At 43.3% G+C, this 6936-nt stretch carries 6 protein-coding genes; 2 read left to right on the top strand and 4 right to left on the bottom strand.

From position 1 onward, the window contains the following. Positions 1-165: 165 nt before the first annotated feature. The 3 genes from ADH49_RS04865 to ADH49_RS04855 form a co-directional block, all read right to left on the bottom strand. Entirely contained in the window at positions 166-1092 is a 927-nt protein-coding gene (locus tag ADH49_RS04865; protein ID WP_023022137.1) for a helix-turn-helix domain-containing protein, read from the bottom strand. A 211-nt stretch (positions 1093-1303) separates the two neighbouring features. Next, positions 1304-2689, bottom strand: coding sequence for a glycoside hydrolase family 1 protein (locus tag ADH49_RS04860; protein WP_048690334.1), 1386 nt, complete (start codon positions 2687-2689; stop codon positions 1304-1306). A gap of 146 nt (positions 2690-2835) precedes the next feature. Continuing rightward, on the bottom strand, positions 2836-3528 hold the full coding sequence (locus ADH49_RS04855; RefSeq protein WP_048690333.1) for a gamma-glutamyl-gamma-aminobutyrate hydrolase family protein: 693 nt from the start codon (positions 3526-3528) through the stop codon (positions 2836-2838). 167 nt (positions 3529-3695) lie between these two features. Between ADH49_RS04855 and ADH49_RS04850 the strand changes: the two genes are divergently transcribed. Both ADH49_RS04850 and ADH49_RS04845 read left to right on the top strand, forming a co-directional pair. After that, entirely contained in the window at positions 3696-3884 is a 189-nt protein-coding gene (locus ADH49_RS04850) for a class IIb bacteriocin, lactobin A/cerein 7B family (protein ID WP_048690331.1), read from the top strand. Positions 3885-4098: 214 nt separating this feature from the next. Then, positions 4099-4257 (top strand): class IIb bacteriocin, lactobin A/cerein 7B family, encoded by a 159-nt coding sequence (locus ADH49_RS04845; RefSeq protein ID WP_048690328.1) that lies wholly within the window; start codon positions 4099-4101, stop codon positions 4255-4257. A 43-nt stretch (positions 4258-4300) separates the two neighbouring features. Here the strand turns inward: ADH49_RS04845 and leuS are convergent, their stop codons facing one another. Continuing rightward, positions 4301-6802 (bottom strand): leucine--tRNA ligase, encoded by a 2502-nt coding sequence (gene leuS, locus ADH49_RS04840; protein ID WP_048690326.1) that lies wholly within the window; start codon positions 6800-6802, stop codon positions 4301-4303. Between the last annotated feature and the right edge of the window lie 134 nt (positions 6803-6936).

Genomic DNA, 6936 nt, shown 5'->3' with positions numbered 1-6936 from the left:
TAATTAGTCATGGAACTTTGAAAAAGTTCGCTGACGTCCGTACTCACCTAAGGAAAGTTTTTCAGAAGACTTTATCTTCAATCTGAAACACCTGTGAATCTTCACAGGTGTTCAATGTTTATTTTATATTTTTCAAGAACAACAGACGAAAGGAAAAATGCTCCTCTATACCTCAGTGTAGTTTAGACCTTTTTTTGCAAGGTCCTCTTTCCATTCTTCTTGCATGTTTCTCTTCACTAGATCCTCAGATAATAAGTCAGCCATTAAGCATACTTTTTGATAATCATCTTTTGCTTTTTCTAGGTCATCTTCTATAAATAAAGCAACTTTCCAATTTAAAGCATAAACAAAAATATTATCCTGAAAATCATGTCTCTTTGTCATAATATCATTTAAGGCTTTAACAATGTCTGGCAATCTGTCGTATATCCCATAATGGGCTAACACACCTGCAGCTGAGATAAGAGTGTTTTGTAGCATTTCCAATTCTGATAAGGGGAAATAATCTATCGCAAGTAGGATTTTCTCTACTAAGTGTATAAATTCATCTTGATCAAAGGCTCCCAAAGCCAAAGAAAGCAAGCGCAATTTGATAATCTCCACATCGTTGAGACTTAACTCTTTTTTCTTCATGGCTTGCTCTAGATACTCATCTAATAAACCTTGATCAAAAGAAGGATTTTTGGATCCAATCATATCAACCGTGGCTTGGGCGACCTGGACAGACAGTTTTTCTTCCTCTGGCAGGTTATCAAAATAGTTTTCGTAAATATCCTCAATAATTTCTTCATGCCGATGAAGACGATCTTGATCTCCATAATGGTATAACGTCCGTAGTTGATATTTCAGGTTCAGATATTCTGCAGGTAATTCTAAACTAGTTTGATTCGTTAGCGTATCTAGGGAGACACCTAGTTGCTCAGCAATATACTTCGCTGTTGCTATCGTTGGTAAAGACTGACCCTTTTCGATTCGCTGGAGTTGGCGCGTCGTTAATAGGTCCTCAATACCACAGATTGCTTGTCTACTTAATCCCTTACTTTCACGTAGAGTTTGTACTTTTTGTCCTAGTTCTGTTTTAAAATCCATCATACAAGCTCCTTTTCTTCTGGTTTTATTATAGCACATATTAAAGTTGAAGGGTTTTTAACCTTTTCCAGCACTAAATGAAAAATCGGAAATGAAGAATGCCATCAGAAACATCTGCATCTGATGGAGTTCCACACTTCCGAAAATAAAACTAGTCAGTCATTTACTGAAATGAACGGGCCTATCGTACTTAGATAACAGAATCCTCAAAAACTTACTCTTCAAATCCATTCTGCTGGCTCAATTCACGGAACCAATGACCAGATTTTTTCAGGCGTCTTTCTTGAGTGGCTAGGTCCAATTCGACAAGGCCGTAGCGGTTTTTATAGCCATTGAGCCAAGACCAGCAGTCGATAAAGGTCCACATAAGGTAGCCCTTACAGTTGGCCCCATCTTGGATAGCACGGTGCAATTCACGCAGGTGGTCTTTGACGAAGTCAATCCGGTAGTCATCTTGAATTTCCCCGTTTTGACGGAATTTTTCTTCCCCTTCAACTCCCATCCCATTCTCTGTTAGGAGCCATTCGATGTTGCCGTAATTTTCCTTTATATTTTGGGCAATATCGTACAAGCCCTGTTCATAGATTTCCCAACCTCTGTGTGGGTTAATCTTTCTTCCTGGCATGACATAGGGTTCGTAGAACTGCTCAACCAGCATAGGAGACTCTGGGTTTGGCGCATAACGAGGCGCAGAGACCCGCATTGGTTGGTAATAATTGACTCCTAAGAAGTCAACTGTATGTTCTTTGATCAGCTCTAAGTCACTTGGATCCACTTCTGGCAAAAGAGCACGCTCCCGCAAAATCTCTACCAACTCTGGTGGGTAGGTTCCAAGAACAGACGGATCGAGGAAGGATTTGGCTTGAAAGAGTTCAGCGATTCGTGCCGCCTTGACATCTGCTGGATGCTGACTCCTCGGATAGGCTGGCGTCAAGTTCAAGACCACTCCGATTCGATAGTTTGGATCCACCTCATGACAGACCTGAACAGCAAGGCTACTTGCCAACTGGGTGTGGTAGGCAACTTTAACTGCTGCGGCCGCATCTACCTTATGTGGGTAATGGGCATCATAAAAGTAGCCAAACTCTACAGGAACAATGGGTTCATTAAAAGTGATCCACTGATCGACCAAATCCCCATAGGTTTCAAAGCAGAAACGAGCATAGTCGCGATAGGCGTAGACCGTCTCCTTATTTTCCCAGCCATCTCCTTGTTCTTGCAAAGCAAAAGGAAGGTCAAAGTGATAAAGATTGACCATCAAATGAATGCCTTTTTCCTTAATGCGTTCAAATACTTGGCGGTAAAAAGCCACTCCTACTGGATTGACTTCTCCACGTCCTTTAGGGAAAATCCGAGACCATTGGATAGAAGTCCGAAAGGCAGTATGCCCGGTCTCGACTAGAAGCTCAATGTCTTCTTCCCAATTTTCATAAAAGGTCGAAGTTAAGCCAGGTCCTTCTTGGAAACGAAAGCGATGAGGCTCTACCTGATACCAGTAGTCCCAGAGGTTGTCCCCCTTGCCATCTCCGGCAAAGCGCCCTTCTGTCTGAGGACCAGATGTCGAAGTCCCCCATAAAAAATCTTGTGGAAAGTTGATCATGTGTTTATCCTCTCTCATTGTCTTCCTCTCTATTATACTCCCTTTCAGCCCTCTTCCTAGAGACTATTTTCAGTCATTTTTACGCAGATTATAGAAAAAACACGCTAGCTATCAGAAGACCCGATTTCTAACGTGTTTTGTTTCCATTATAGTTGATTAACGACATAATCAAAGAGAGCCTTGTCTCCTTCACTTATCTGATAACGCAGTTCTGGATGCCACTGAACCCCGAGAAAAGCTGTCCCGTGGGATGATTGCACCGCTTCGATGATCTGATCTTCAGGACTAACAGCAATCACTTCTAGATGAGGAGCTAGATCCTTGATCGCTTGATGGTGGTAGGAATTGATCTGACCAACTTCTCCGAATAAGTCCCGCAAAATGCTTCCTTCAACTGTTTCGATTGAATGACTAGTTTCGCTGGCAGGATTTTCCTGCCAGTGATGGTCGATATCTTGGTAAAGTGTCCCGCCCATGGCTACATTGTAGAGCTGCATGCCTCGGCAAACCGTAAAGATAGGCTTCTTAGCAGCTACTGCCTCCTTAATCAAGGCCAACTCAAAAAGATCACGCTCAAGCAAGTAATCGTCACTGACAATCTCTTTCTCTGCCCCATAAAACTGAGGAGAAACATGCTGACCACCTGTGATGATTAGCTTGTCAATCAAGGAAATATAGTGCTCAGCCGTTGCAGGGTCTCCAATCGGAAGGATCAGAGGGATACCTCCCGCTTCTTGAACCCCTTGGACAAAGCCTGTCGGTGTGTAACTGAGGTACATTCCTTCCTCTTCACGGAAAGGGCGTTGGTTGCCCGTAATCCCAATCACTGGTTTCTTCATCGCTCATTCTCCAATCTCTTCATAACTAGTACAATTTCTTATTTTATCACACTCCAAAGGTGACTTTCAACTTTTTTCATAATTTTGAAAATAATAAGAGATTTTCTGGAATTTTTACGAATAATACAGGTGAAGAAACAATTTTCTTCAAAGAAAGGAGAAGATAGATGAACACAATTTCTATTCATTCTGATGACATACTATCAGATCACGAACTAGCCTCTATTCAAGGGGGATTTATCCCAGCTGTAATTGCAGGGGTAGCTACATGGAAAATTGCTGCAACTGCTGTCAGTAGTATTGGACTCGTTTTTGCTGCAGGAGCAGGACTAGGATATCTAGCTAACCGTCCATAGGTAAGAACGATGAAAAAAAGACGCATATTCCATATCATCACGATATCTACTTTACTTTTTTCTAGAATCTTTTTAGCAGTTCTACAAATCCTACACGACCTTCACTATCTCACACTCCCATTTGAAACTTATGGAGTGAGTGATTTACTTTCTGGGATTCTTGTTATTTGGATCCTCATCATTGCATATCGGGGAATCAGAAAGGAGAAAAGCAATGAACAATTTACAACTTTTAACAACTGAAGAATTAGAAAACACCAAGGGCGGTGTTGCCCTAGCTGAAATCGTTGCGATTTCAGGAGTTGCGAACTTTTTCGTATCCGTCTTTAATGCAGGATATAAATTCGGAGCTGACTTAGCCCGACGCCATTAATATAAAAAAACAGTTGAAAAAATTTCAACTGTTTTTTTATTGGTTATTTTACAACAATATTAACCAATTTATTTGGTACCGCAATCACTTTCACAATTTCCTTGCCGTCGATCTCTGCTTTGACTTTTTCGTCAGAGAGAGCAACTTCTTGCAATTCTTCGCGTGACAGGTCCTTCGCAACCATGAGTTTAGCACGGACTTTTCCTTTGATTTGAACGACAATTTCAATTTCGTCTTCAATCAATTTGCTTTCGTCCCATGTTGGCCAAGCCACGTAAGAGATAGACTCACCTGTTGCTGCGACTGTTTGCCAGAGTTCTTCTGCTAAGTGAGGCGCAAATGGAGCGATCAATTGGATAAAGCCTTTGGCGTAGTCTACATAAAGTTTGTCTTCCTTGTTCGCAGCATTGACAAAGACCATGAGTTGAGCAATGGCTGTGTTGAATTTCATAGACTCGACTTGCTCAGTAACAGATTTAACGGTTTCGTTATAAACCTTGTCTAGAGCGCCATTGTTTTCCGCAACGATTTCTTTACTTGTGATCAAACGGTAAACACGGTCAAGGAATTTACGGCTTCCTTCCAGACCTTCTTCAGACCAAGCGATGGAAGCATCAAGTGGTCCCATGAACATTTCATAGACACGAAGGGTATCCGCACCGTATTGTTCCACCACATCGTCTGGGTTCACCACGTTCTTGAGGGATTTCGACATCTTAGCTGGCGCTTGCTCCAACTCTTCCCCTGTTTCCACATGGAAGAAGGAACCGTCACGTTTTTCAACCTTGTCAGTTGCCACAAGCGCGCCACGGTGGTCACGATAGCTTGTTCCCAAGATCATTCCTTGGTTAAAGAGTTTTTGGAATGGCTCCTTAGTTGGAACGACACCTAAATCATAGAGGAATTTGTGCCAGAAACGAGCGTAAAGCAAGTGAAGCACGGCGTGTTCTGCACCACCTACGTAGATATCTACTGGCAACCATTGTTTGAGGAGATCCTCGTCAGCCAATTTCTCAGTGTTGTGTGGATCGATATAGCGAAGGTAGTACCAGCTTGAACCGGCCCATTGTGGCATCGTATTCGTCTCACGACGACCTTTAACACCATCTTCACGAGTCACTTCCAGCCAGTCTGTCAAGTTAGCCAATGGACTTTCCCCAGTACCTGAAGGACGAATGTCCTTGGTTACTGGCAAGACCAGCGGGAGTTCACTTTCTGGAACGGCTGTTGAAGTTCCATCTTCCCAATGAATGATTGGGATTGGTTCACCCCAGTAACGTTGACGGCTAAAGAGCCAGTCGCGGAGACGGTAGGTCACCTTTTCTTGACCAAAGCCTTTTTCTTCTAGCCAAGACACGATTTTAGCAATCGCTTCTTCTTTGTTGAGACCGTTCAAGAAGTCAGAGTTGACGTGAAGGCCATCTTCTGTGTAAGCAGCCTCTTCAACGTTTCCACCTTCCAAGACTTCTACAATTGGAAGACCAAACTGTTTTGCAAATTCCCAGTCACGCTCATCGTGGGCAGGTACGGCCATAACAGCACCTGTACCGTAGCTAGCAAGAACGTAGTCCGCAATCCAGATTGGGATTTCTTTGCCATTGACAGGGTTGATGGCATAAGCACCAGTCCAAACCCCTGTTTTTTCCTTGGCAAGGTCAGTACGAGCTAAGTCTGATTTAAGGCTAGCTTGGTGTTTGTAGTCAGCCACAGCTTGAGCCTGCTCTGGGCTTGTAATAGCGTCAACCAAGTCATGCTCAGGAGCTAAGACAGTGAAGGTCGCCCCGAAAAGGGTATCTGGACGAGTTGTAAAGACGGTGAATTCCTTGTCTGTTCCTTTTACTTTGAAGGTGACATTGGCACCAGTTGATTTCCCGATCCAGTTGCGCTGCATGTCCTTGATAGACTCTGGCCAGTCAAGGTCATCCAAGTCAGCCAACAAGCGTTCCGCATAGGCAGTGATTTTAAGCATCCATTGGCGCATTGGTTTACGAACAACTGGATAGCCACCACGCTCAGATGTTCCATCTGGAAGAACTTCTTCGTTGGCGATAGCTGTTCCTAGTTCCTCAACCCAGTTTACTGGCACTTCCGCTTCATAGGCCAAGCCTTTTTCGTAAAGCTTAGTGAAAATCCATTGCGTCCACTTGTAGTAGTTTGGATCTGTCGTATTGACTTCACGATCCCAGTCGTAAGAAAATCCAAGCGCATTGATTTGGCGTTTGAAGTTGGCAATGTTTTCTGCTGTGAATTCCGCTGGGTCATTTCCTGTATCCATAGCGTATTGCTCTGCAGGCAAACCAAAGGCATCCCATCCCATTGGGTGAAGGACATTGTAGCCTTGCGCACGTTTGAAACGGCTGAGGATATCCGTCGCTGTGTAGCCTTCTGGGTGTCCTACGTGCAGACCTGCTCCAGATGGGTAAGGGAACATGTCCAATGCATAAAACTTAGGTTTTGAAGCATCTGTTCCTGTCTTAAAAGTGTGATGGTCAGCCCAGTATTTTTGCCACTTAGGCTCGATTTCTTTATGATTGTAAAAACTCATGCTGTCTCTCCAATTTTCGTGATGCTCCTATTATACCATTTTTAAGGGATTTTTAAAGGTTCTATCCATCAAAAAGAGGCTGGGACAAAAGTCCTAGCCTCTCAATTGTCTTTGGATTATCGAGCAAAACGCAG

It is taken from the genome of Streptococcus sp. 400_SSPC (assembly GCF_001072745.1).
GTDB lineage: Bacteria > Bacillota > Bacilli > Lactobacillales > Streptococcaceae > Streptococcus > Streptococcus xiaochunlingii.
Note: the sequence above shows the minus strand (reverse complement) of the source record. Positions and strands in the feature narration are given on the sequence as shown.